Raw genomic sequence first — 25,322 nt, forward strand, 5'->3', positions numbered from 1 at the left:
ATAAATGATAATGAAAACAATACTAAGAAACTTCTTGAGTGTGCTGCGTCGTTTCAAGATGGCTACCTTTTTGAATGTGGCCGGACTGGCAGTGGCTTTTGCTGCTTTTATCGTTATCCTGATACAGGTAAATTATGAACGTAGTTTCGACCGCTGTCATTCTACTTCTGAAAGGGTATTCAGAGTGGAATTAGGAACTCCCGGAACATTTGGCCTTATTATGCCTCGTGGATTTGTTGAGACTGTTATGAATTCGTCTCCGCATATCGAAGCCGGATCATTGATTTATCCATATAATCCGGCAATTTATTTCTCAGTTATAGAGAATGGGGAAAAGATCGGTTATCGTGAACCGGTATATACCAGTAATCCCGGAATTACTCGTGTCTTCGATTTTCCAATACTGGAAGGAGATATAGACTGTCTGAATGATCCTGATAAACTGATCTTGCCCGAAAGTACCGCACGTAAAATATTCGGTAATCAGCCGGCTGTAGGTAAGGTGTTGCATGCCGAAGAAGCCGTACAGACAAAAGATAACCGGGAGTATACAGTTGGTGCTGTCTACAAAGACTTTCCGGGCAATACCCAGGTGAGGAACCTGATTTATACGGCTATCGGGCCGACCTTCCAGCGGGATAATTTCGAAGCTAGTAATTTTGCTTGTTATGTATTGCTGGATGATGCCGGAGCTGCCCAAGATGTAATTGATAACTTCAATACTCATTTTGATTTTGGTAAGATAGGTAAAAAGGACGAGAAGCTCAAACTGACTCCATTGACTGATATTTACTATTTGAATGAAAGCCAGGATGGTATGATCTTCCGTAGCGGGAATAAGGAAGTGACTCTGTTGCTGTTCTTTATAGCATTATTGATCATTATTGTTGCTGCCATCAATTTTACTAATTTCAGTACGGCCCTGACGCCTCTTCGTATCAAAAGTATCAATACTCAGAAAGTATTGGGTAGTTCCGATACATTATTACGAAACGCTTTATTGGCTGAAGCTGCTATTGTCAGTCTTATAGCCTGGTTGATCAGTCTGGTGTTGGTTTGGATGCTTGGCGAGGCTACTGCTTTACCATTTGTGGAGGCTGATCTGAGCATTCAGAAGAATTTGCCTATTGTCCTGCTTACCGGACTTGTTGCATTGGTAACAGGTGTGGTTGCCGGATTATATCCTTCCTGGTATGTGACATCTTTCCCGCCTGCATTAGTGCTGAAAGGGAGTTTCGGACTCTCTCCTTCGGGTCGTAAACTGCGTACGGTTCTGATTAGCGTACAATTTATAGTCTCCATCCTGCTGATCATCGGAGCCAGCTTCGTCCGGTTGCAAAATGATTATATGCGTAGTTTCTCACTTGGTTTCGATAAAGACCAGATCGCTATCGTAGAGCTGAGTGGAGAACTTTACACTAAACACCATGAAACGTATGTAAATCGGTTGAAAGAGTTTCCCGGGATTGAAGATGTTGCTTTTGCGATGGAGAAAGTTGCTTCAAAGGATGGATATAATACCAATGGAGCAGTATTGAAACAAAAGGAATTCCACTTCTTTATGATTATGGCTTCATCAAATTTTCTTCGGGTGATGGGTATTCCGATTGAAGAGGGACGCGATTTTTCTTTGTCTGATGAATTATCGGAAGCTCCTGTTTATATATTTAACCATACGGCTAAATTAGCTGTAGATATGGAAACGGGAGATATTCTGGAATCCTGGATACCGGGACGAATCGTAGGGTTTACCGAAAACGTAAAGTTTACTTCACTTCGCAATGGAGAGAACAATATTGCTTTTGTGGTGGGGAAGATCCCTTACCCGATGCCTGTTTCTTATGTCCGCCTGAAAGCAGGAACCGATGCACATGCGGCTGTCAATCATATCCGTAAAACATTGGCAGACATTGATCCGGCTTATCCGTTTGATGTGCAGTTCTATGATACGGTATTCGATAATCTGTACCATAAGGAGGAAAATCTGCGTAGCCTGATAATGGTCTTCAGCATACTGGCGATTATCATATCACTTGTGGGGGTATTTGGTTTGGTAGTATTTGATACGCAGTATCGCCGGAAAGAAATCGGCGTACGTAAGGTGCATGGTGCGACTAACGGAGAAATATTGGAGATGCTCAACCGCTCCTATATTTATATTGTGCTGATTTGTTTCGCTTTAGCTGCACCGGCTGGCTACTATAGTATTAGAAAATGGTTAGAAAGTTTCGCATATAAAACACCGATGTACTGGTGGGTATTTCTGGTAGCTCTACTTGTTGTGCTGATCATTACGGTCGTGACAGTGACGTTCCAGAGTTGGCGGGCGGCGAATGCCAATCCGGTAGATAGTTTGAAATCGGAATAAGTATTCGTGTTCAACAGAACAGGTTTGTTATAAAACTTGTTTTGTTGTAAAACCTTATGAGATACGATACAAAAAAAGGATACTCCACAATAGGAGTATCCTTCTTCTTACTGATATATAATAATATAATGTCAGCTAATTAATTTCTGGGAAGTGCTTCTTTTACTACCATTGCACGGCCTGCATATTCTGCACCGTTCAATTCGTTGATAGCTTTCTGTGCTTCAGCATTGTCAGGCATTTCAACAAAAGCAAAACCTTTAGATCTTCTTGTGTCACGGTCGATAATTAATTTTACAGAATCAACTGTTCCGTACTCTTCCATAACTTCTTTCAAATCTGATTCCCTAACATTATAGCTAAGGTTTCCAACATACATGTTCATAAATATAAAAATAAAAAAATTAATAATAGCGGCAACAGATGTTCAATATGCTTTCAAACTTCTTGTTGTTCGCGATGCAAAGGAACGTAAACTATTTGGATAAAACACTATGGTTCTCCATTATTATTTAATAAATATATCTTTTTTGTGAAATAAGGCCATTAATTAATGGAATACAGGTGTTTTATCGCTTTTTACTTGTCTACAATAGATGCAACGGTAGCATCACCCGTTACATTTACGGCTGTGCGCAACATATCTAACGGACGGTCGATACCCAGAATCAAGGCCAGTCCTTCGGCAGGGATACCGACAGAGGTCAGCACCATCGTCAGGATCACATAACTTCCACCCGGAATGGCGGGAGTCCCGATAGAAGAGAGGATTGTCATTGCAACAATGATCAGTAACTGGGAGATACTAAGGTCTATTCCCAGTACCTGGGCTATGAACAGGATCGCAATGGACTGATAGCAGCTCGTCCCGTCCATATTGATCGTCGTCCCGACAGGCAGTACGAACGAACTGACTTCTTCGGAAACTTTCAGTTCGCGCTCTACGGTTTCGAGTGTGAGGGGGAGGGTTGCAGCACTGCTGCTGGTACTGAAAGCGAATAACTGAACCGGATACATTGCACGGATAAAATTCCTGACATGTATCCTGGTAAAGAAATGGATCAGTGACGGATAGAATATCAACACCAGTATAAACATACCGCCGACAACCGTCAAGGCATACACCGCCAGTGCGCTGAATATGCTTGTATCCCCTCCAAAGTCGGTAACCAGTCCGGCCATCAGGGCGGCCACTCCCCAGGGAGCGAATTTGATGATATAATCTACCATCCTCAATATTATATCGTTCAATCCGTCAAACAACTTTATGACCGGAGCTACCTTGTCCGGGGCAATGGTCAGAGCTGCGATACCGAAGAAGACGGCAAAGAAGATTACTTGCAGCATTTTCGAATTGTCGGCTGTGGCGCTGACTATATTATTAGGAATGATATCATAAAGAAAGGCAAGCGGCCCCTGGTTATGTGTCATCTCGGCGGCTTGCTTTTTTTCTTCGACAATCGTTTTATAGCTATCCTGCATATGGGCAACCTGTTCGCGGTTGACTAATTTTCCCGGTTGCACGATCAGTCCGAGGAAAAGGCCTAATACGACGGCGACGAAGGTAGTCCCGATATAAATCAGAATGGTTTTCCCCCCGAGACGGGAGAATTTTTTAATATCGTTAAGCCCCGTAACACCTTTAACCAGGGAAATAAATACCAACGGAATAGCTATCAGCTGCAACAGTCGGATGAATATCTGCCCCCAGGGGCGTATCCAATCCTGAACGAATTTTTCTCCGTTAGTGTAAACTGCAATAATGCCTATACCTATTCCTGCGAGCATTCCCAGAAGTATCTGTAGATATAGCGGGAATGTAAAAGTCTTCTTTTTAGCTGTTTTCGTTTTCACATTACAAAGAAAATAGTCTTTCCTCAAAAAAGCAAATCATTAACGTTATCCTATATTTGATAGGGGAAGTTCCGTTTTGTCTACTTTTCTTTTTTATTTGTTCCCTCTGTTCTTTTAATCGGTTCCCTTCTTATAAGCAAGGATTGGCCGGAACTTCGTAATATTGCAGTGGAATAAATTAAATGGAAAAAGAATGAATAACCTTAAACAATCCAGGAGTAGAATACCTGTCCTGAGTGCCCTGATCTTGTTACTTTTCGTTGTAACACTGAATGCCCAAACGGCTAAGCTGCACCAAGTGGCAACAAACGATTGCGGTGTAAACGGTAAACAGCCGTTTCTGGTAAAAGGGGATAATTACACGATGCCCAGCGGGATAGACGGAAGCGCAGCCGCAAAGACCTGTAATTTCGGTGGAACAGTTATCTATGCTTTCGACCGGATGGATATACAGGCCGATTATCAGCTGGAAGTAGTCTATCTGTCTGATAGCGAGCGTCAACAACGGATCATAGCCGATGGAAACGAAGTGCAGTCACCTGTTACCCTTGAAGCTGGGAAGGAACAACGCTATAAGATCGACCTGCCGAAGAAAGCATTTGCCTACGGCCAGCTGGTTCTGATATTTGAAGTGTTGAAAGGGCCGAACGCCCTCGTGTCGGAACTGAATCTTTACTCATCGAACCCCAGGAAGCCGATCCCGTTTGAAGGCGAACAAAAACAGGCACTGGTGAATACACAGACCTATAAGATCGATACGGAGGTAGATGCCGAAGAACATCTACCCGTATATGCAACCATTCCTTACAGCGTTCCGGGGGTGTACAATCCGGTACTTTCGCTGAATGGAACCTGGTTGTTTAATCCGTCTCCGAAAGCTGATTTTTATACCGGTAAAGCGACAGATGCAAACTGGAACCCGATTGTCGTTCCCGGACAGTGGTCGATGCAGGGATTTAAAGTTGATTCAGCCGGCTTTGGCGGTTATCAGACGACATTTACTTTACCCGCAGACTGGAAAGGGAAGCAAGTGAAACTACGTTTCGACGGCGTATCCAGCGAATGCGTAGTCTGGCTGAACGGGAAAGAGATAGGTTCTCACATGGGAGGTATGACTGCGTTCGAGCTGGATGCGACCGGTGCTTTGCAACAGGGCGAAAACAGATTAGCACTGAAGGTTCGTAGTGAATCGCTGGCCGATATGCTGGGTAGCCTGACGCAGTATGCCGCTCACCAGATAGGAGGGATAACCCGCAAGGTGACTTTGTTTGCCGTACCCGAAGTACATATTTCCGACTTGCGTATCGTGACCGATCTGGACGACCGGTATGAAGATGCAGACCTGAAAGTCTATCTGGCCGTTACGAATGCCGGAAAGAACACGGAAAAGAATGTCGCTGCACGTCTGTCGATTACCGGGCTGCCGGTGGTACTGGATCAGTCGATACCGCAACTGGCTCCGGGGGAAACCTGGACAGGGTGGCTGAACGGCAAGGTCGCTAATCCCCGGAAATGGGATAACGAACATCCGCATTTATATACGATGAAGGTTGAACTGGGCACTGCCGACGCAACTACGGAACAGATCGAAAAAAGTTTCGGCTTCCGTGAAGTGGAAGTAAAAGGCAACCAATTGCTGGTGAACGGAAAAGCCGTTAAGTTGAGAGGAGTCTGCCACCACGAAGCCCATCCGCTGACCGGACGTGTCTTGACTCCCGAACTGGAGCAGAAAGATGTGGAACTCTACCGGGCTGCAAACTGTAACTTTATCCGTACCTCGCATTATCCACCCTGTGAAGAACTGCTGGACTTTTGCGACGAATTGGGAATGTTTGTGGAAGTGGAAGCGCCGGTTTGCTGGATCGGCCACCATGCCAACGAAAACTGGAAGACGCTGAATTACCGAGATAGTAAATATTATCCCTATGTCCTTCAGTCGAATATGGAAACTATCCAGTTCTACCGCAACCATCCGTCTGTTATCTTCTGGTCGATGGCAAACGAGTCGTACTGGAACGAGGAATTTGCACAGGTGGAAGTCTATGTGAAGAAAGCCGACCCGACCCGTCCGCATACTTTCCACGATCAGGCATACGGCGGTTTTAATAACCAGGGAAGCACGGCTCCGATAGCCAATATCCATTACCCGGGGCCGAACGGTTACAAGGTAGCTGCCGAAAGCGAACGCCCGATGATTTACGGTGAATACTGCCACCTCAATGTCTACAACCGGAGCGAACTGGTAACAGATCCCGGCGTACGTAGCGACTGGGCGCTGGCCTTGTCCTCGACATGGGATAATATGTATAAGACAGCCGGCGTACTGGGCGGTTCCATCTGGTCGGGTATCGACGATATCTTCCAGTTGCCTGACGGGGATGCGGTGGGCTATGGCCCCTGGGGGCCGATCGACGGTTGGCGTCGTCCTAAACCGGAATATTATGATATGAAAAAGATATACAGCCCGATCCGTGTGTATACGGAAAAGCTGTCTCCTGCCCGTGAACTGACTGTCGATCTGGAAAACAGATATACTTATACCGACTTCAACGAGTTGCAGATCAGTTGGAAGTACGGTAACGAACAAGGCATCTCTTTCGTCTCCATCGAGCCTGGCCGAACCGGACAGATACGTATTCCGATCGCTGATCCGCAGCAGGCAAACGAACTTTATCTCTCGTTTACCGATCCGCGCGGTTTTATGGCGGACGAATATATCATTCCCGTTGGAAAACAGGTACAGAATGAGTTGCCGGAACTGTCCCCGGCTGCTACCCAACTAAAGAAAAGTAACGATAAATACCGTATCACCGGCAAGAACTTCACCTGTGAAGTAGATCGTACCACCGGACAAATCCTTTCCCTGAAACAAGGCAAAGAGGAAATCCTGAACGGTGGCCCGTGGCTGATGGCGCTTCCGTTGAATGGTGGCGGCTGCTATCCGAACCATAATGCAAACACCCCTTTGTTTAACGACATCTGTACGGAGTGGAAAGTGTCTGAAATAGAAGCAACGAAGGCCGGCGACGACGTAGTGATCTCCGTAAAAGGTAGTTATAAGGAGTTTGAGGGCGGCTATCAGTTACATATAAACGCAGGGGGGAAGCTCTCCGTCACGTATTCGTTCGATGCATTGGGCGATGTCAACCCCCGTCAATGGGGATTGGTATTCGAAGCTCCGGCCTCTTTCGATAAAACCTTCTGGCGTCGCGACGGCCTGTGGAGTGTATATCCTGAAGATCATATCAGCCGTCCGGTAGGAGAGGCCGACCTGTTCTATTCCGGCTTGCCTTCGCATATTGACCCGCGGGTAGAACCCACCTGGTCATGGAGCCTGGATTATAATGAATTGGGAAGCAACGATTTCCGTTCTACTCGCCGTAACATCTGGTATGCCGGACTTGTCGCCCCTTCCGGAAGTAAGGTAACAGTCGCATCCAACGGCCAACAGCACTGGCGTTCATGGCTGGAAAAAGACAGGATCCGTTTCCTGGTTGCCGATTTCGTAACAGCCGGTAATGAAATGTTCCTGAACAGCTATTATGCCCCGTTCAGAAAACCGCTGAAAGCGGGCGATACGATTGGCGGGACGATAACGCTTAAAGTGGAGTAGCCGGCGATCGAAAGATTATCCATCTTCAGCCTTTATTCGTCTATTTGTTATTCAGATCAAAAACTCTTATTTTGCATTCTAAATATCACAGAAGACAATACCATGAGAAAACTTACCTTATTATTTGCGGCGATAGGCTTTGTCATGACAGCCTATGGTCAATCGAACGTAACCTCAAAAGAATGGGGCAGTAATGAATGTGCCGGGATATGGAAACTCTCTGTGGGCACTCCGGAGAAGATCAATCTGTTGAGTGAACTCGATATAACTCCGAAAAAAGAAGCATTGGAGCAGATGCCGGAAAGTATCTTGCCCATTTCCCGTTCTGATGTAAAGACGGAACTGAGGGATGGTAAAACCTATATCAGCTTTCCGCTGGAAAAAGGGGAGAAGATATTCGGTCTGGGGCTCCATTTCAAAACCGTAGAACAACGCGGCCGCATCATGCGCCTGCACATGGATCATTATGGCGAAAACGATAACGGCCGCACGCATGCGCCGGTTCCTTTCTTTGTCTCTTCCCGCGGATATGGCGTGCTGATTAATTCCGCCCGTTATATAGATGTATGGGTGGGAACGGCAGTCCGGAAGGACAGCCCGAACGCTCCCGAAGAAAAAGACCGTAATGCCGATCCGTCCTGGCCTGCACAACCCTATTCAGATAATATAGAAATACTGGTTCCTGCCACAGGAGTCGAACTATTGCTTTTTGCCGGCCCGACGATGCTGGATGCCGTGCGTCGGTATAATTTGTATAACGGGGGAGGCACATTGCCTCCCCGTTGGGGATTGGGCTTCTGGCACCGCACGCCTACGTTGTTCTCCGACCGGGATGTGAAGGATGAAGTCGCCGAGTTTGAAAAGAGAGGTTTCCCGCTTTCCGTGATCGGACTCGAACCGGGATGGCACACGAAAGCCTATCCTTGTACCTACGAGTGGGATAAGAGCCGTTTCCCGGATGCCCCCGGCTTCGTAAAAGAGATGCTGGATAAAGGGATTGAGCTGAATCTGTGGATGAATCCTTATGTTTCCAAACATAGCGAAGTATATAACAAGATCAAACCATATACCGGATCGCATACCGTCTGGTCGGGTGAAGTGCCCGATTATTCCATGCCGGAAGTACAACGCATCATGACCGACCATTTCAGGAAACATCAGGTAGATATGGGAGTGAGCGGTTATAAAATGGATGAAAACGATGGCTACGACTCCTGGCTCTGGCCTGACGTGGCCACCTTCCCTTCCGGAATCCCGGCGGAACAGTTGCGCAACCTGTACGGTTCCCTGATGCAATATGCAACGACAAAGATGTACCGTGAGCAGAACAAACGTACCTACGGACAAGTCCGTGCCGCCAACGCCGGAACCAATTCCTATCCGTACGTGCTGTATAACGACTATTACGATCATAAGGGCTTTATTACCGCCCTGATAAACAGCTCCTTTATCGGTGTGCTGTGGACGCCTGAAGTCCGTTCTTCCAAGACGTCCGAAGAATGGTTGCGCCGCATGCAGACTGTCTGTTTTTCTCCTATCGCCCAGTTGAATGCGTGGGCAGACGGCACAAAGCCCTGGACATTCCCCGACGTAGAAAAGGAAATTAAAGAGATAGCCCTGCTTCGTATTCAATTGATCCCTTATTTATATTCAGCTTTTGCCGATTATGCTTTCTACGGGACACCGCCTGTACGTGCCATGAACCTGGAAAATGGTTATGCCGTCGAAGCGGAAACGGAACAGGGAAAGCTGGATGCAACGGAAAACCCCTACGCAATGGCCATACGCCGTGAAGTGAAAGACCAGTTCATGGTGGGCGAAAACATACTGGTTGCCCCTTTGTTTACCGGGCAGAAAGAACGCAAAGTCGTCCTTCCGCAAGGTAAATGGTATGATTTCTATACCGGAAAACTGGCGGGCGAAGGAGAAGTGATTACCGTTAAGCCGAACGACTCAAATATCCCCGTATACGTAAAAGACGGCGGTATCATCCCCTTATGGCCGGCTATGGCTAAGTTTACCGACCGGCAGTATCCGCTGGAAGTAAGACATTACGGAACGAAACCGGGTACTTTTTCCCTCTACGACGACGATGGCAGTTCGTATGATTATGAAAAAGGAGCCTTTACCCGTATCGATCTGAACGTTACGGTTGATAAGAAAGGCCGTAAGAAAGGAAAAGCGATCGTTCCGAAAGGAAAGAAAGTTTGGTCGTTCAGCGAATATAACTTCCGGTTTATGACCGAATAAGGCGGACACTATTCATACCACGACTGCATTCCTTTCATACCATAGTTGGTTTCCGTGCATACCACAGATGGATTTCTTTCATACCACAGCTGTGGTATGAATAAGGAATGCAGTGCAGGCTACTGGCACTGCCGGATAAAATCACTCCATGACAGCCCTGACTGACTATATCAGAAACATAAATATATATGAAACTTACTAAACTAGTATCTATCGCACTACTTCTTTTAAGTCTGGATATCCCGACGCAAGCCCAGCAAGTGGAATCTCTGAGCGGAACCTGGCAGTTCAGGCTCGATCCGGAAGATAAGGGATTGAAAGAAAACTGGCAGAGCGCCGCTTTCTCCGATCGTATCGCGCTGCCCGGAACAACGGATGAGGCCGGTTACGGAGAGAAGACTTCCGGTTCGGATTTCGGTATCCTGACACGGGCTTATAAATATTACGGCCCGGCATGGTATTCGAAGGAAATAGAAATTCCTTCCGAATGGAACGGGAAATACATCCGGATGGAACTGGAACGTGTCTTGTGGGAATCGCGTGTCTTTCTGGACGGAAAGGAGATATCCGTGCAGGATGCTTTGTCCACTCCGCACTGGCATGACCTGGGATATCTGACACCCGGCAAACATCAGCTGACCATCCGTATCAATAATGATATGATCTATAATATCGGGGATAAAGGACATGTCTATTCCGAATATACGCAAAGTATATGGAATGGGGCGGTCGGACGCATCCGTCTGGTGGCATCCGATCCGGTTCGCTTCTCCAATCCGCAGGTGTTTACCCGTACGACCAACGGCCCCTGCACCTTGCAGGTAAGGGATACGCTTATCAACGAGTCGTCCCGGAAAGTTCCCGCCCGCATCACCTGGCAACTGACCGACCGGGAAGACGGTGCCGTCGTTTATACCCGGACGACCGAGCAACTGTTGCAGAAAGGATTGAACATCCTGGACTTTGAAGCCACCATGCCGGAGAATATCCGTCTTTGGAATGATATCACTCCTAATCTGTACGTACTGAAAGTCACTTTGGAAGATAAGAAGAAACAGTTCGACAGCCGCGAAATTGAGTTCGGTTTCCGTGAGGTATCCCACTCTCGGTCGAAGATACTGATAAACGGCAAACCGGTCTTTCTGCGTGGCAACCTCGACTGCGTGCATTTCCCGCTGACGGGTTATCCGTCCTGCAAGGTGGAAGATTGGGAAAAGATATTCCGTATCTATAAAGACTATGGGTTGAACCATGTCCGTTTTCATTCCTGGTGCCCGCCCGAAGCCGCTTTCGTTGCTGCCGACCGTCTCGGTATTTATATCCAGGCCGAAACCATCTGGATCGACTGGTGGATGTCGTCCGAGCAGAAAGACAGGCCGGAAATGAATACCAAAGGATATCCGCAGGGATTGGGTAAGAATCCTTCGGCAGACCGGTATGTGCAACAGGAGTTGTCGCGTATGATCGATGCTTACGGCAATCATCCTTCTTTTGTGATGCAATGTATCGGAAACGAACTGGGTAACTCTGATTTCGAGGTGATGGAGTCGTGGATGAAACCGTTGAAGGAGAAGGATTCCCGCCGCCTGTATTCCGTATCGACCGCCCGTAAGATCATGCCGGTCGATCAGTATATGGCTACCCATTATATCGACGGACTGGGAAGTGCCCGCGGATTAAAAGGTGGAGCGTCTACCGCCTGGGATTTTGAAGAGGTTTACTCAAAGTCTGCTATCCCCGTTCTATCTCATGAGATCGGACAATGGCCTGTCTATCCCCGTTGGAGTGAGATAAAGAAATATAAGGGTGTACTGAAAGCGCGCAACTTCGAGGAGTTCCGCGAGCAGGCACGTAAGAATAAGATTGAAGAGCAGAACGAAGCATTTGTTGCGGCATCGGGCGCACTCAACCAGATCATGTATAAATATGAGATCGAATCGTTCCTGCGTACTCCTTCCTGTGCCGGAATCCAGTTGCTTAGTATGCAGGATTATCAGGGACAGGGAGAAGCACTGGTCGGTTGGCTGGATGTCTTTTACGATAGCAAGGGTATCACTACGCCCGAACAGTTCCGTTGTCACCACGACAGTACGGTTCCGCTGCTGCGTTTCCCGAAATATGTCTGGACGAATGATGAACCGTTTACGGCTGATATTCAGCTGGCTCATTACGGTTTGGCTCTCCTGCATGACGGGCTTTACTGGAAGCTGAAAGACGAACAAGGTAATCTGATTGCTTCCGGTCGTACGGCATCCCGCACGTTTCCGGCCGGCAGTTCGGAGATAGCAGGTACGGTTTCCTGCGACCTGTCTGCTGTAACGGCTGCACAGAAACTGACTGTTGAGGTCGGCCTGCAGAACGAAGCTATCGCTAACACCTGGAATATCTGGGTGTTCCCGGCAAATGACAAAGTGGAAGCCGGAACGGTCTACGTCACCGACCGCATGGATACCGAGTGCCTGAAACGCCTGGAGAAAGGGGAGAAGGTGCTCTTGCAGGCTTCAGCCCTGGGCACGGAAGAAACCTGCGATAAGATCAGTTTCTATCCTTTATACTGGTCGCTGACCTTCTTCCCCGGACAGGGAAAGAATACGATCGGGATGATCGTCCGCGATAAACATCCGCTCTTTGCACAGTTCCCGACCGATTCGCATAGCGACTGGCAGTGGCAATCCATCTACAAAGATGCCCGTGCTTTCTATATCAACGACTATCCGGAGACTTACAAGCCGATTGCCCAGCCTATCGACGATTTCCACCGGAATAATAAGCTGGCATCTATCTTCGAACTGAAAGTAGGAAAAGGAAAATTGCTGGTCTGCGGTTTCGACCTGCGGGAAGAGACGAACCCGGCTGCCCGCCGATTGAAGGGTAGCATCCTGCATTATATGAATTCAAACGATTTCAATCCGGTTTACGAAAGGGATATCACCTCTTTGCAGAAGATGTTTACCTATGTGGAGCCGCTGAAGAGCACTGTCACCGGAGAGTTCGGCAACGCTTTGCTGTACATCGACTGCGGCACGACCGATAAGGTGGAGGCACGTAAAAAAACGACTTATAAGGTCACTCCGTCCTGGCAGAGTGAAGAACTGACGTTGACGATCGATTGTCCGTCGGGCATTATCGGTTCCCTGTATGTCTGCTTTGCCGACAAGGACAAGAAGGGACGCACCGGACATATCGTCTTTGAAGGACGTGCCTATGAACTGGGCAAGCAAAAGGAAGAGGAAACCTGGATTAAGTTGCATGTGATGCGCGAAGATTCAAACGACGGGCAGCTTGTCCTGAAAGCAAAAGTGAAGGAAGGTGCCGACCTGGTGATCTCCAAAGTCGCCTTGATGGAAGAATAAATAAGTACCGGATTATGCAAAATCAGGAGAATGTTTTGCATAATCCGGTATTCTGCCTAAATAGACTGACAAGTAATATATTAGGGAAGATTTATTCTCCTATATTTGTATTAGTTAGATGAACATATTATGATAAAAAACTTCGTATTCGTATTTAGTCTCCTGCTACTGGTAGCCTGTAGCGGAGGAGGGAAAAGTAACCTGCCTGTTACACCTTCCGAAAGTGATTTGCAATTCCCCGACCTGGCAACCACCTGGGATGAAGGAATGCCCCTTGGTAACGCAACTGTCGGTGCACTGGTCTGGCAACGCGATTCGGCCTTGCGCCTGTCGCTGGATCGGACGGATCTCTGGGATCTTCGCCCGATGGATAGTATCTCTGGCCCTAACAACCGTTTCACGTGGGTCTGCGAACAAGTAAAGAAAAAGGATTATCTTCCCGTTCAGAAGAAATACGATCATCCGTATGATCAGCAGCCTGCACCGTCGAAGATACCGGGCGCTGCGCTCGAATTTTCCCTGGAAGAACTGGGATCGCCTTCCGATGTGCACCTTTACCTGAACAATGCCCTTTGTGAGGCAACATGGGATAACGGTGCAACACTGAAGACCTTTGTCCATGCCACAGAACCTGTCGGCTGGTTCGTTTTCGAAAATCTCCCGGCAGCTATAACTCCTACTTTGATCTCCCCGAAATATAATACCGGAGGAGCAGAGGCGGGAAACTCGGTGGAGGGACAGGATTTGCGCCGTCTGGGCTATAAACAAGGCACGATCGATAAGGAATCCAATCAGATCACCTATCATCAGGAAGGCTGGAATGGCTTCTCTTACGATGTAAATGTCCGCTGGCAGCAAAAAGGAAATACCCTTCGCGGTGTATGGAGCGTGACTTCTTCTCTGGAAACAGATAAAGCAACCGACAAGACGCAGGAAGCCATGACGCGTGGTGTCGACCGGGATTATCAGACGCACATGGATTTCTGGAAGAATTACTGGGCGCAATCGTCCGTCACCCTTCCTGATCCGGTTTTGCAGAAGCAATACGATAATGAAATGTATAAATACGGTTCGGCTACCCGCGAAAATTCCTATCCCATCTCTTTGCAGGCCGTATGGACAGCCGATAACGGCAAACTTCCCCCCTGGAAAGGCGATTACCACCACGATCTCAATACGCAGCTCAGTTATTGGCCGACTTATACCGGTAACCACCTGACCGAAGGTATGGGTTATCTGAATACACTGTGGAACCAGCGTGATGTATATAAGGAATATACGAAAGAATATTTCGGGAAAGACGGAATGAATATACCGGGTGTTTGTACCCTGCTGGGTGTCCCGATGGGAGGATGGATACAATATTCTATGTCACAGACAGTCAGTGCCTGGCTGGCGCAACATTTCTACCTGCACTGGAAATATTCGGCCGACCGTGAATTCCTGAAAGACCGTGCCTATCCGTTCCTGAAGGATGTGGCAATCTTCCTCGAACAAATATCCGTAGTCGATGCCGGTGGAGTACGCAAACTGGCGATGAGTTCAAGCCCCGAGATTTTCGATAACTCCATCAATGCCTGGTTTAAGGATATGACGAACTACGATCTGGCCTTGATGCACTTTGCCTTCAGTGCGGCATCCGAACTGGCGGCCGAGATGAATCTCCCGGAAGAATCGGCACATTGGAAGGAAATCGGCAGCCAGCTTCCCGACTATGACCTGGATAAAGACGGTGCCCTGACCTTTGCCAAAGGTTTTCCGTACGATCAGTCCCACCGTCATTTCTCCCATGCGATGGCGATCCATCCGTTGGGTCTGCTGGATTGGAGCCAAGGTGAAAAGTCTCAGCAGATCATCCAGGCTACGCTGAAGAAATTGAAGGATTACGGCCCCGACTACTGGACAGGTTATTCCTATAGCTGGTTCGGAAATATGAAAGCCCGTGCCTTTGACGGCGAAGGGGCAGCGGAGGAACTGCGAACCTTTGCCGAATGTTTCTGCCTTCGTAATACGTTCCATGTGAATGGCGACCAGACGAAAAGCGGGAAGTCTAAATTCACTTATCGTCCGTTTACGCTGGAAGGTAACTTCGCTTTTGCTTCCGGTATCCAGGAGATGTTACTTCAAAGCCATACCGGTATCGTGCGTGTTTTTCCGGCTATCCCGGCCGGTTGGTCGGATGTCTCGTTCGATAATCTGCGGGCTATGGGGGCTTTCGTCATTTCTGCCGAAAAGAAAGCCGGCAAGATCGTGAAGCTCCGTGTCTATCCCGAGCAGGGCGGTACGTTGCGTATTGCTTTCCCGGCAGGCAGCAGTAAAGTCTCTGTCACCGGAAATGAAGGCGATGTAACGGAGGAAGCAGGCATTTATACGATTGAAACCCGGAAAGGACAATGGGTTGATATAAAAACGAAAGGTTAGTATCCTGCTATTCCTATTCAGGAAAGTTAGAAGGTGAATTAGAAGGCTTGTTTTTTATTTAGTATGCGATTTAGAACAAATATCTCTAATCATATTCTGAAAATTTCCCTTGGATATGTAATTTTATAGTTCTTATTTATGAGACATTGATAAGTGAGTACGGGAGCTTACTGCCTATACAGAACATATGCTGCTGATTCAGAATGAAGAAGATTTGTCTTTTTTCGAACGGGATTTTTTCGATAGGTATAAGCTCCCCCTCGTATGGTCATATTGTTGGGTAATCGGGCTTTCGCTCGTTTACTTAATGTATGAAGAATTAGTTAATTCTATATTTTAACGGTCCTATCCCTACGTTGCGTTTGAAATATTTTCCGAAAAAAGACATATTGTTGAAATTTAAAGATTTGGCAATGTCTTGTATTGCAAGATTTGTTGACTTTAGTTGTATTTGGGCTTTCATTATTACCATTGAAGTAATGGTTTCGATGCATGTTTTTCCGGTTGTCTGTTTTATGACCGTACTTAAATGAGCCTGTGTTATTCCTAACTGGTCGGCGTACCAGGCTACATTACGTTGTTCGGTATAGTGCAACAAGACCAATCGATGAAAATTTATACTTATCTGCTCGTTTCTGGAATAGCGAGTTGGATAGATTATTGTTGTATTGTATAAACTTTCAACACCAAACCATATTCCTTTAAACAGATAAATCAGTATTTTGTCATTTAGTTTGGTTATGGATGAATTATATGTTTTAGTGAGGAATAAAAAATAATCTTTCATGAATTGTTCCGATTGTCTTTTTAACTCAATGACTGGTGCTTTTTTGATTGTATTAAACAGGTGTATGTTATTTATATGATTTTTATTAATAAAGTCAGAAGAGAAAGCTAGGATATAAATTTGTATATCTTCTTTTATAGCTTGTATTTGTAAGACTGTTTCAGGTAAGATTGTTATAAAACTACCAGGTTTGATTAAATAGTGATTCAAATCTATAAATATCTCCGCTTCACCTTTGAGGCAAAGAATAAACATTTCCATTTTCAACCAGCATAATGACTTAATATGCGGGTTGAGTAACTTCATATTTTCAGGTGTCAAGTACCCCATGAACCAGTCTTCTGAAATGTTAATTTCAGGATTGTTATATACTTTCATAATTTGCTTTACGGCTTGTTTGGGTATCTCAAAGGTAAACATATTTTATATTTGTTACAGTTAAATAGTGATAAAATTATTATATATAGATAACAGGGTCTTGCAATCTTGTTGATTTTGAAGTTATTTTGTATCCCATAAAATACAAATTGTAAGATGAGATACAGAGAGTCGTATAGGGAGTTTTTTTTATATTTAAAGTTGAGATTCAAAATTGCTAAATCACAAATATTATTAAAGAACAGGGTGTTGGTTTTGCCGTTTTTAGGGGTGTTGTTTTTGATAATCAATCACTCTGCTTGCACGAATGGAAAAGATGGATCAATGGCTCATGTGGGTAAACTTCGTCTGAATTTGGTGGCCGATACTACTTCTCGAGGAAAAGGAATAAATTCCGATTTGACAAAGGCTGTTTCAGATGAATTCGAACGTTTTTTGACTGTCGATGATTACCGGATTCATATTTTAGACGATCAGGATACGATAAGATCGTATGAGCGTTTTGGAATTATGCCGTCAGAAATAGAGTTGCCGGAAGGTGTTTACAGGTTGGTTGCTTCGAATGGCGATGATCTTCCCGCTGCTTTTGAAAATCCTTATTTTGAAGGAAACTCTTCTTTTGTGGTAAAAGAAAGTATGGATACTCCGTTGGAGGTCGTTTGTTCGTTGGGTAATGCGCGTGTGACGGCTGAATATACATCTGTGTTCCAGGAAGCTTATGAGGATTATTCAGTGTTGCTCAGTACTCCTTTTACATCCGAAGAATTTGAAATCACCAAAGATGAATCTCGTCCGGCTTATCTTCAGGTTGCGAAGGAGGGAACAGATATGACAGTCCGGATTCGGGTACAGAAAAGGGGAGAAGAGCAATCGAGTACATATCTTGTTCCCAATGCGATCAAACTGGAACGTCAGCAGAATGTCCATTTGATATTTAAGACGGATGGCGGTGCTTTCAACGGAATTGGACTGGATGTTGTGCTGGACGATGAGTTGACTAACAAGGATATTCCTATAGATATTCCTGATTTCATGTGGGAAGAATTTACCAAGCCTGATTTACATCCCGTTAACTTTCACTCGGGTGATAAGGTTGAGGTTCCCGTAGTGGATGGTACATCCGGTGATGGCATGACGGTCGGTTTTAAAATGCTTGCCGGTGTCGGTTCTTTGCAGATCAAATATTGGAGAGACGATTTGTATGAAGAAGAGGCCGAGATCATAGATCTTGCCACGGATGAAGGGGTTGCCAAAGCAATAGCTCAAAAGTTCTCCTGGCAATCCGGTGAAAAGCAGAATATTAATCTGAGAAACATAAAGAACGGACAGGTCTTCTTATGGGATGTCTTGAATAATCTGGAAGCACCAAAACCGGAAGAAAGTGTTTCGTTCTATTTGTATCATTTTTCCATTTTGGGGCATAATGCGAATGACAAACCGAAATATACGGATGAGGTCACTTTTGACGTAAAAGTATTTTTGCCCAAATAAGAAGATGTAAATGAAGAGTAATAGAATAATGAAAAAGCATATACTATCTATTTTAGGGTCGTTCGCTTTGTTTTGTATGGCAGGGTGTGGCGAAAATGAGGCAGACAACCTGCTTGTTTTCCCGGAAAATACGGGAGGTTTGAATATGATTGCCGGTATGTCTACGGAACAAGTGATACCGGTGATCACGCGGTCGGCCGATTTCAGCGATGTGTCGGTAGATGATTTTTATATAAAGATATTGGATGACAAAGGAGAAGTCGCCAAAGAGTTTGCCTCGTTGACAGCCATGCGCGACGAAGGGCTGCCTGTTATTTTGCCAACCGGCAACTACACGGCGTTCGCCTCTTCTTTTAAACCTGACGGGAAAGAGTATTCCAATGGTCCTTATTTCGAGGTGGAGGGCGGAAGCCATCCGTTTGTGATAGAGGAGAAGCGGACTACGCAGGTGACTTTGAAGTGTGTCTATAAAAGCTTGGGGGTAGAGTTGGTTTTGTCCGATCAGTTTCAGGGGTTGCTGGAAGAGGAGCCTGAAAATTATGACTATAAGGTGAATGTGTCGAACGGCACTGCCTCGTATGAGTTTTCGAAAGACGAAATGAAGCCGGTTTATTTTTTGAAAGGCTGTGAAGAACTGGTCGTGAAAGTGACCATGACTATGGGTGGTAAGGTATATCCGGAACGTGTTTGGCGGATCACGAATCAAGGGGATACGCCTAAGACAGGCGAGTATTATATCATCCGTTTGGATGCGGGCGACCAGCCGGAGACGGTATCTTTAAGAAGTGCATTAATGGAATAGGAGAATGAGTATGGTAAAACCGATTACATATTGGGCGTTGTGTTGCCTGTTGCTTTTCGTCTCATGCGAGATGAAAAAGGATTTGTTCAGACAGGGGCAAGGTAATGAAGAAGAGGGTGTGCCGGAAAATGTCGGCCTGCTGGATCTTCATGTAGTAGCGGAACGGGAAGCAGCCGTGCCTGGGACGAAAGGGGAGACGGAGAATGAGAATATATATTTGGCTACGGACGATTTCTGTGTCTCGATACTCGACAGCGTGGGGCAGGTGGTGAAGAGCTACGATTCGTATGCGGTATTGAAGGCGGATGGAGAATTGTTGTTGCCTGCCGGCAAATATACGATTCGGGCTTTTAGCGGCGACGATCCGGATGCCGGTTTCGATACTCCCTACTATGAAGGAGATACGACTTGCGTGGTTTCTGCCAAGGAAGTGGTGAAGATCGAAGCGAATTGTCGTTTATCGAACAAGAAAGTTCAGTTCGACCTTTCCGACCAGTTCTTCGACAGTTTTAGAAGTGATTATACGATCGTGGTGGACAACGGGACGGGGGTCTTAACGATCTCATCGGACGAGTTGCGTTCCGCCTATCTCCGAAATACCGGGACGTTACGCTTTACAATCTATACGACAACCTATAAAGGGGAATCCTATACCTATTCGTGCGACTTGTCGAAAGACGAACAGATCAAGGAACATAACAATTTGTATATCAAACTAGACGCTATTGACGCCCGACCGGATGAACCAGGTGAACCTTCAGATCCAGACAATCCCGACAACCCGGGACCGGATGAACCTTCGGAACCAGATGAACCGGAAGGACCGACAGATCCTGAAGAACCGGAATATCCTTCTTCCGCTCCGACCATCAAGGTGGATGTATCGTTGGTTGAAAAGAACTATATAATAGAGGTGCCTTCCGATTTCGTGGAGGTGGATAAGCCGGATGTGCCGGGGGGGAACGAGCCGGGAGAGGGAGATAAGTTACTTCCGTCTATCGTTGGACAAGGTTTCAATATTTCGGAAGCAATTGTGGTTCCTAAATCCAAGCCGGAAAGGACAGTAAAAGTAAATATCAATACCCCGGGAAAATTGGCCTCTTTGCAAGTCAGTATTTCTGAATCAATGTGGGAAGCCTTGGATATGGTAGGGATTGATCATAATTTTGATATGTGTAATCTGAGTGCGGATCTGGAAAAGAAATTGAGTGACTTGGAATTGGCAATTCCTACAAAAGGAGCAGTGAGCAATGTTTTCGATATTACAAGTTTTGTGCCTCTTATTGCAATTGTAGGAGAAGGTACATATTCTTTCTCAATTAAAGCTGTGGATGAAGCGGGTAAATCGGCTTCGGCAACATTAACAATAAAAATGGTTGATGAATGAAAGGAATAAAATATAAATCGGTATTATATAGTTTTTTGTCCTGTTTATTGATTGTCCTGTTTGCTTGTGAAGAAGACAAGAACAATCTGATACCGTCAGGGTATTTGTATCTGAATGTGGAAGGAGATGCTACTTTACATACCAAGGCGCAAACGGGAGTTACTTTCGAGTCACTTCGGGTAGATGTGTTGGATATGAATCGGGATACGGTCAATACATATAAAGATTATCTTTCGGACGTAAAAGACCAGCGGATGACGCTTCCCGTGGGGAAATATATTGTTTCCGTTAGTTCGAACCATACCGGTGAGGCAGGTTGGGAAACCCCTTTGTATCGAGGAGAAGAAGAGGTTGAAGTCAAACAAGGGGAGATCACCAGTGCGCAAGTGGTTTGTAAGATAACCAATACGAAAGTATCGGTATTGTATTCCGAGAATATGAAAGACTATTTTTCTCATTATGGTACTACTGTAAGCAACTCTTCCGGTTCTTTGACATTTACCCGTGATGAATATCGTTCCGGCTATTTTACACCGGAGGAACTGACCGTTTCATTGAAACTGGTGAATCGGGATGGTAACGAGTTTGTGATCCGGAAGATATATCCGGATATCAAACCTCAGTATCATTATAAGTTCAAATTTGATTTGGCTGATGAGGGAGAGGATAAAGAAGCTGGAGCAGACTTTGGAATAGAGATCGACTCTACTAATTATGAGGAGATACAATACAATATATTTATTAAAGAAGAAGAAAGTTTATTTGGAAAAGGTGTACCCAAATTAAAACTTACCGGATTTGGGGAGGAAGATGGAGAAAATAAATCGTTAAGTTGGAAGCCGTTGAAGAATGGGGAACAGCAACCATTGCCTGATCCGGCTCCACAATTGACATTGGATGTCCCAACCGGTATTCAAGAGGTAAAGATCGATGTAAATTCTGCTCGATTTAGTTCTACTGATTTGAATATTGATAAGTCTGTGGAGGGAGAACAGGTCGTTGAATTAAATGAATTGTTGAAGAATGCATATTCTTGGTCTGATTTAAAAGCACCGGAGACACATTCCTTTGCAATCAGGGTATTGGATAGTTTGAATCAAGAGGCGGCGATCGACTTTTCATTGATAATCGCTCCGGATTTACCAGCTGAAACTGATGATGCCAATGCATTTGCTACTTTTGCTTTTTTGAAAGGATCTTCGGATGAAAAAGAAAATGTAAGATTTAAATATTGGGAAAAAAGTGTAGGAGTAGGTTCTGCACAAGAGATTTCTGCTAATGCAAATGGTGATGGTTCGTTTGAACAAGTGATTAAGGACTTGAAACCGAATACTGAATATTGTTATCAAGCATTGGCTGGTGAGGATGTGGAAGGTAATGTTAAAGAGTTTATAACTGCTGATACACCAATTGTACCAAATTTGAATTTTGATAATTGGTATAAAGACGGAAAGAGCTGGTATGCTAACTTAGATTTGTCCGGAAATTATTTTTGGGATTCAGGGAACAAAGGTGCTAATACCCTAAGTGCAGTTAATCCGACATCTCCAGAAGAAATAGTTGTAATAAAAGGTAAGGCAGCACGTTTGGAAAGTAAGGAGGTGGCAGGTGTCTTTGCTGCTGGTAGTCTTTATACAGGAACATTTGGCAAGGTAGAGGGACTGAGTGGTGCATCTTTGAATTTTGGTCGTCCTTATACAGGCTGTCCAACAAAATTGACTGGTTATTATAAATATATTCCGAAAGAGATAAAAAAGGGTGAACATGGAGAACTAAAGCCAGGTTCAATGGACAAGTGTATTATTTATATTGTCTTATGTGATTGGACGGCTCCATTTACTGTTAATACGAAAACAGAAACATTTGTGGATTTATCAGCTCCGTATGTTTTGGCTTATGGAGAATTGAGTGATGCAGAAGCTAGTCTTACTATGGAGGAATATCAGAAATTTGAGATTGATATTAAGTATCGGGACATAAAGAAGAAACCGACTTATATCTTAATTGTCGCTTCTTCAAGTAAGTATGGTGATTATTTTACGGGTGGAGTTGGTAGTACGCTATACTTGGATGAGTTTGAATTAAGTTTTGATTATAACAATAAATCATTTGAATAAGTAGGAATATGAAATCTTCCTTTTCTTTAATCCTATTGTTTATATGTTGTTTTTCTTTGCCCGTCCAAGCAAAGAAAAACAAGTACGACCGTGGGATTGTCATGAAGACCTTTATCCCGAAAGGGCAATGGATGGTAGGTACAACGTTCTCATACTCCGAGCATGTGGACGATAATTTTGAATTTCTTTCCGTACTGAAAGATATAACGAGCGATGGATATACATTCAAGGTGACACCTTTGGTCAGCTATTTCATACGCGACAATATCAGTATCGGAGGACGCTTTGCTTATGGGCGTACCGTGACGAACCTGAATAACCTGTCTTTGGAGTTGGGGGATGATTTGAGTTTTGATGTCAGCGACTATAACAGTACTTCCAATACGTTTACTACTGCGGTCTTTTTACGTACCTACCTGAATTTGGGCGATAGCAAACGGTTCGGGTTGTTCAACGAGGCAAGGGTATCGTATGGCTATTCCGAAAGCAATGGAAATTCCGGAACGGGAGTCGACCTCTCCGGCTTATACCAGTTGAAACATAACCTGAATATCGGTGTAGCACCCGGTATCACGGTATTCGTCAATGATTTTGCAGCCGTGGAAGCTTCCGTCAGTGTGGCAGGCCTTAATTTTAACTGGTACGATCAGACGCGTGATCAGGTATATAAAGGCAAACGTACTTCCAGTTCGGCAAATTTCAAGATCAATCTGCTGTCCGTAGATCTCGGTATAGTCTTTTATTTGTAACTGATTTATGAAGAAAGTAAAGCTTTTCATACTATTTGGGGTTATTCTTGTTCTTTTGGCAGGATGTGTGAAGAACGATTTGCCTTATCCTACGATCGTGGGGGAAATCAATGAGTTTGCTTTGCAGGGGCAGACTCAGATGAAGATAGACAAGGCGGCTGCTGCGATTGCCGTCAAGGTTGCGGATAGTCTGGACTTGGCCAATCTTAAAATTGAGAAAATGATTGTGACAGATGGCATGACGGTGATCCCCGACGAAGAGGCGTGCCTTAACTTTGCGCATTTTCCAGATACCGGCTTTGTTCATGTGGACAGCTTGCCGCCTACGGCAGATACGCGAATGAATTTTAAGAAGCCTGTCTCTTTTATCCTTCGTCTTTATCAGGATTATTCGTGGAAAGTGACGGTAGAGCATGATATCCAACAACAGGTGACGGTGAAAAATCAGTTGGGTAGTGCGTTGATTGATAAGAATACGCACAATGTAATTGTATATGTAGACTCGCTTTTGCAACCTTCTTTGCGCAATATTGAGATTGAAACGTTGAGCCTGGGCGGTTCGACGGCAACGGTCATGCCCGATCTGAAGTCGGTTACCGACTTTACACGTCCCCGCACCTTCCTGTTTACCGCTTTCGGCGAGACGGAGGAGTGGACGGTCAGTGTGGCCTATCCGCCAGCGGGAATGTCTTTCACTTCAGTGTCGGCTTGGGCAAAGCATGCTTGTGTTATGGGAAATACACGGACGGGCATGGTTTCCGCTCGCTATCGGATGAAGCAGGAAGTGGAGACTAAGGCGGATACGAATGACCGCTGGGAAAATGTGCTTTCGAGCGAGATCGATATCGATGAAGCGGGCAACTTTACGTTGGAATTCACGCATCTCCAACCGGGCAAGGTCTATGAATATGAATTGACTGTCGATGGCGTCACGGAAGATGTGAAAACATTCGAGACGGAACCTATCCAATTGATCCCGAACCTTTCTTTGGACGATTGGTATAAAGACGGAAAAAGTTGGTATGCCAATCTGGATCTGGAACCGGAGAATTATTTTTGGGATTCTGGAAACAAAGGTTCCAATGCGGTAGGGGAAGCCAATCCGACTTCGCCGGAGACGAGCGATGTGGTTCGAGGCAAGGCGGCACGTCTGGAAAGTAAGACGGTGGCGGGTGTCTTCGCGGCTGGTAGTCTTTATACGGGAACATTCGGCAAGGTGGAGGGACTGAGCGGTGCTTCTTTGAATTTCGGTCGTCCTTATACGGGTCGTCCTTCGGCATTGAAAGGATATTATAAGTATAATTCTGGCGTGATCGACAAGACGAAAGCTCCTTATCTGGATTTGGCGGGGCGGCGTGATTCCTGCCATATTTATATGGCATTGTTTTCTGGATGGACGGCTCCTTTTCAGGTCAATACCAATACGGGAACGTTTGTCGATCTGACCTGGAACAATGAAAACCTTGTCGCTTTCGGGCAACTCATACAGGGTGAAACGGTAAAGGATTATATCCAGTTCCGTATCGACCTGGAATATTGCGACCAGACAACTAAACCGACATACATTCTCATCGTAGCCTCCGCCAGCAAATATGGCGATTTCTTTACGGGAAGCACGAGCAGCGTGTTGCTGTTGGATGAGTTGGAGTTGGTGTTTGAGTAATTGGCAATGGATAAATAATCTGCTTATCGAGTAAGCCCAAATCTACTCGATAAGTAGAGGGTATGTCTACTTGGTATGTAGTTTTTGCA

The 25,322-nt window shown here is 45.5% G+C and carries 14 protein-coding genes; 11 read left to right on the top strand and 3 right to left on the bottom strand.

The features are described from left to right. Positions 1 to 10: 10 nt before the first annotated feature. Positions 11 to 2,368, top strand: coding sequence for an ABC transporter permease (locus HMPREF1212_RS07800; protein ID WP_046150282.1), 2,358 nt, complete (start codon positions 11 to 13; stop codon positions 2,366 to 2,368). A gap of 139 nt (positions 2,369 to 2,507) precedes the next feature. Here HMPREF1212_RS07800 and HMPREF1212_RS07805 read toward each other — a convergent pair whose 3' ends face one another. Together HMPREF1212_RS07805 and HMPREF1212_RS07810 are read right to left on the bottom strand one after the other, a co-directional pair. After that, positions 2,508 to 2,753, bottom strand: coding sequence for an RNA recognition motif domain-containing protein (locus HMPREF1212_RS07805; protein ID WP_028727320.1), 246 nt, complete (start codon positions 2,751 to 2,753; stop codon positions 2,508 to 2,510). A gap of 194 nt (positions 2,754 to 2,947) precedes the next feature. Next, positions 2,948 to 4,222 (bottom strand): dicarboxylate/amino acid:cation symporter, encoded by a 1,275-nt coding sequence (locus HMPREF1212_RS07810; RefSeq protein ID WP_232430056.1) that lies wholly within the window; start codon positions 4,220 to 4,222, stop codon positions 2,948 to 2,950. Positions 4,223 to 4,415: 193 nt separating this feature from the next. Between HMPREF1212_RS07810 and HMPREF1212_RS07815 the strand changes: the two genes are divergently transcribed. From HMPREF1212_RS07815 to HMPREF1212_RS07830, 4 genes are all read left to right on the top strand, one after another. Then, positions 4,416 to 7,835, top strand: coding sequence for a glycoside hydrolase family 2 protein (locus HMPREF1212_RS07815; protein ID WP_046148982.1), 3,420 nt, complete (start codon positions 4,416 to 4,418; stop codon positions 7,833 to 7,835). Positions 7,836 to 7,937: 102 nt separating this feature from the next. Beyond that, the gene (locus HMPREF1212_RS07820) at positions 7,938 to 10,085 is read left to right on the top strand and encodes a TIM-barrel domain-containing protein (RefSeq protein WP_046148983.1); all 2,148 of its coding nucleotides are present in this window, start codon (positions 7,938 to 7,940) and stop codon (positions 10,083 to 10,085) included. 188 nt (positions 10,086 to 10,273) lie between these two features. Beyond that, positions 10,274 to 13,438, top strand: a complete 3,165-nt coding sequence (locus HMPREF1212_RS07825) for a glycoside hydrolase family 2 protein (protein WP_046148984.1) — start codon at positions 10,274 to 10,276, stop codon at positions 13,436 to 13,438. Between the two features lie 129 nt (positions 13,439 to 13,567). Next, the gene (locus tag HMPREF1212_RS07830) at positions 13,568 to 15,859 is read left to right on the top strand and encodes a glycosyl hydrolase family 95 catalytic domain-containing protein (RefSeq protein WP_046148985.1); all 2,292 of its coding nucleotides are present in this window, start codon (positions 13,568 to 13,570) and stop codon (positions 15,857 to 15,859) included. Between the two features lie 319 nt (positions 15,860 to 16,178). On the opposite strand, the gene HMPREF1212_RS07835 is transcribed toward HMPREF1212_RS07830, so the two are convergent. Continuing rightward, positions 16,179 to 17,066 (bottom strand): helix-turn-helix domain-containing protein, encoded by an 888-nt coding sequence (locus HMPREF1212_RS07835; protein ID WP_232430057.1) that lies wholly within the window; start codon positions 17,064 to 17,066, stop codon positions 16,179 to 16,181. A 282-nt stretch (positions 17,067 to 17,348) separates the two neighbouring features. Here HMPREF1212_RS07835 and HMPREF1212_RS07840 point away from each other — a divergent pair, with 282 nt between their 5' ends. The 6 genes from HMPREF1212_RS07840 to HMPREF1212_RS07865 all read left to right on the top strand — a co-directional run bounded on the left by HMPREF1212_RS07840 (position 17,349) and on the right by HMPREF1212_RS07865 (position 25,233). Continuing rightward, complete coding sequence (locus HMPREF1212_RS07840) at positions 17,349 to 18,515, top strand: DUF4493 domain-containing protein (protein WP_052724938.1); 1,167 nt, start codon at positions 17,349 to 17,351, stop codon at positions 18,513 to 18,515. 28 nt (positions 18,516 to 18,543) lie between these two features. Further along, the gene (locus HMPREF1212_RS07845; protein ID WP_052724939.1) at positions 18,544 to 19,317 is read left to right on the top strand and encodes a DUF4493 domain-containing protein; all 774 of its coding nucleotides are present in this window, start codon (positions 18,544 to 18,546) and stop codon (positions 19,315 to 19,317) included. A 4-nt stretch (positions 19,318 to 19,321) separates the two neighbouring features. Next, on the top strand, positions 19,322 to 20,704 hold the full coding sequence (locus HMPREF1212_RS07850) for a DUF4493 domain-containing protein (protein WP_052724940.1): 1,383 nt from the start codon (positions 19,322 to 19,324) through the stop codon (positions 20,702 to 20,704). Beyond that, positions 20,701 to 22,821: a PCMD domain-containing protein gene (locus HMPREF1212_RS07855; RefSeq protein ID WP_046148986.1), complete on the top strand. Its 2,121-nt coding sequence runs from the start codon at positions 20,701 to 20,703 to the stop codon at positions 22,819 to 22,821. The genes HMPREF1212_RS07850 and HMPREF1212_RS07855 overlap by 4 nt, the downstream gene beginning before the upstream one ends. 101 nt (positions 22,822 to 22,922) lie before the next feature. Continuing rightward, on the top strand, positions 22,923 to 23,570 hold the full coding sequence (locus HMPREF1212_RS07860) for a hypothetical protein (RefSeq protein ID WP_232430059.1): 648 nt from the start codon (positions 22,923 to 22,925) through the stop codon (positions 23,568 to 23,570). A 7-nt stretch (positions 23,571 to 23,577) separates the two neighbouring features. Then, a complete protein-coding gene (locus HMPREF1212_RS07865) occupies positions 23,578 to 25,233 on the top strand; it encodes a PCMD domain-containing protein (RefSeq protein WP_046148988.1) in 1,656 nt (551 codons plus the stop codon). The last annotated feature ends 89 nt before the right edge of the window (positions 25,234 to 25,322 follow it).

The sequence above is a fragment of the Parabacteroides sp. HGS0025 genome (assembly GCF_000969845.1).
Lineage (GTDB): Bacteria > Bacteroidota > Bacteroidia > Bacteroidales > Tannerellaceae > Parabacteroides > Parabacteroides gordonii.